The sequence below is a fragment of the Ideonella azotifigens genome (genome assembly GCF_006519715.1).
GTDB classification, from domain to species: domain Bacteria; phylum Pseudomonadota; class Gammaproteobacteria; order Burkholderiales; family Burkholderiaceae_C; genus Ideonella; species Ideonella azotifigens.
The window spans coordinates 1-1,859 of the sequence record NZ_VIDT01000902.1 but is presented as its reverse complement, the minus strand read 5'-3'; the positions used below and the strand labels follow the sequence as shown (position 1 = coordinate 1,859).

General features: G+C 68.8%; 2 protein-coding genes. Both read left to right on the top strand.

Going from position 1 to position 1,859, the window contains the following annotated elements; translation table 11 throughout:
- Nucleotides 1-598, top strand: a 598-nt coding sequence (locus tag FKP22_RS29070; RefSeq protein ID WP_233447000.1) for a WD40/YVTN/BNR-like repeat-containing protein, incomplete at its 5' end; no start/stop codon positions are given.
- Between the two features lie 15 nt (nt 599-613).
- Nucleotides 614-1,859: efflux RND transporter permease subunit (locus FKP22_RS29065; protein ID WP_375140630.1), on the top strand; the 1,246-nt coding region annotated here is incomplete at its 3' end.

The following is a 1,859-nucleotide window of genomic DNA, read 5'->3' as shown; positions in this document are numbered from 1 at the left end:
GGGGCCCGACAAGCCCTTCTTCGACCTGGAGGTGATCGATGCGCGACACGCCGTGGCGGTGGGCGCCTACGGCCTGGCCTTCGCCACCTCCGATGGCGGCGCGCACTGGGCGCCGCTGCCCACCGCATCCGCCAACCCCAAAAGCCTGCACCTCTACGGCGTGCGGGTACAGGGCGAGCGCTGGTTCATGGCCGGTGAGCAAGGCCTGCTGCTGCACTCGACCGATGGCGGCGCCAGCTTCGCGCCGCTGGCCTCGCCCTACAAAGGTAGCTTCTTCGGCCTGCTGGCCACCCGCGAGGGGGCCCTCATCGCCTATGGCCTGCGCGGCAGCGCCTGGCGCTCGGCCGATGCCGGAAACAGCTGGGACAGGATCGAACTCGGTAGCGCCGTGACGCTGCAGGCCGGCATCGAGCGTGCGCCGGGCCAACTGGTGCTGCTCGGCCAGACCGGCGAGCTCTTCGCCAGCCAGGACGACGGCCGCAGCTTCGCTTCGCTCAAAACCCCCGCAGGCCCCTTGCCTGCCGCCGGCCTGGCCACTGCGCCTGACGGCGCCTGGGTCATCGCCAGCCTGCGCGGCATCCGCCGCGCCGCGCCCTGAACAACGGATACCCTCATGCACGCCCCCGACACGCTGGCCGCCCCACCGGTGGTGGCCCGGCTCGAAGACTTCGACACCGCCTCCGGTTCAGCCCCTGAGCGGCTGCTGTTCAACCATCGCCCCTGGGTGATGCTGGTGTGCCTGTTGGCCACGCTGCTGCTGGGCTGGCAGGCCACCCGCCTGACGCTCAGCGCCAGCTTCGAAAAGACCATCCCCACGCAGCACCCCTACATCGCCAATGCGCTGAGCCACCAGGCCGACCTGGGTGGGCAGGGCAATGCGGTGCGCATCGTGGTGGAGGCCAAGGCCACGGCCCAGGCCAAGGCCGGCACCATCTACGACCCGCACTACCTGGCCGTGCTGCAGAAAATCAGCGACGAGCTCTACGTGATGCCGGGCGTTGACCGGCCGTTCATGAAATCGCTGTGGACTCCTAACACCCGCTGGGTGGCCGTGACCGAAGACGGGCTGGACGGCAACACCGTGATGGCCGACAGCTACGACGGTTCGCCCAAGGCGCTGGCCGAAGTGCGCGCCAACGTCGAGCGCTCGGGCGAGATCGGGCAACTCGTGGCCGGCGACGCCAAGTCCAGCATCGTCTTCGTGCCGCTGCTGGACCGCAACCCCAAGACCGGCCAGGCGCTGGACTATGGTGAACTCGGCCGCCAGCTCGAAGCCTTGCGAGCCAGGTACGACAGTGACGCCATCGGCATACACATCACCGGTTTTGCCAAGGTGATGGGCGACCTGATCGAAGGCCTGAAGCTGGTGCTGCTGTTCTTTGGCGTGGCCCTGGTGATCTGCGCCGGCGTGCTCTACGGCTACACCCGCTGCGTGCGCAGCACGGTGCTGGTGGTGGCCTGCTCCCTCATTGCCGTGGTCTGGCAGGCCGGCCTGCTGGCGCTGCTGGGCTATGCGCTGGACCCGTACTCGGTGCTGGTGCCGTTCCTGGTCTTTGCCATCGGCATGAGCCATGGCGCGCAGAAGATGAACGGCATCATGCAGGACGTGGGCCGCGGCACGCACCGCGTGGTGGCCGCGCGCTACACCTTCCGGCGCCTGTTCGTGGCGGGCCTGACTGCGCTGCTGTGCGACGCGGTGGGCTTTGCCGTGCTGGCGCTGATCCGCATCCAGGCCATCCAGGAGCTGGCGCTGGTGGCGAGCATCGGCGTGGCCGTGCTGATCTTCACCAACCTCGTGCTGCTGCCCATCCTGCTGTCGTACATCGGCGTGAGTCCCAAGGCGGCGCTGCGCAGCCTGC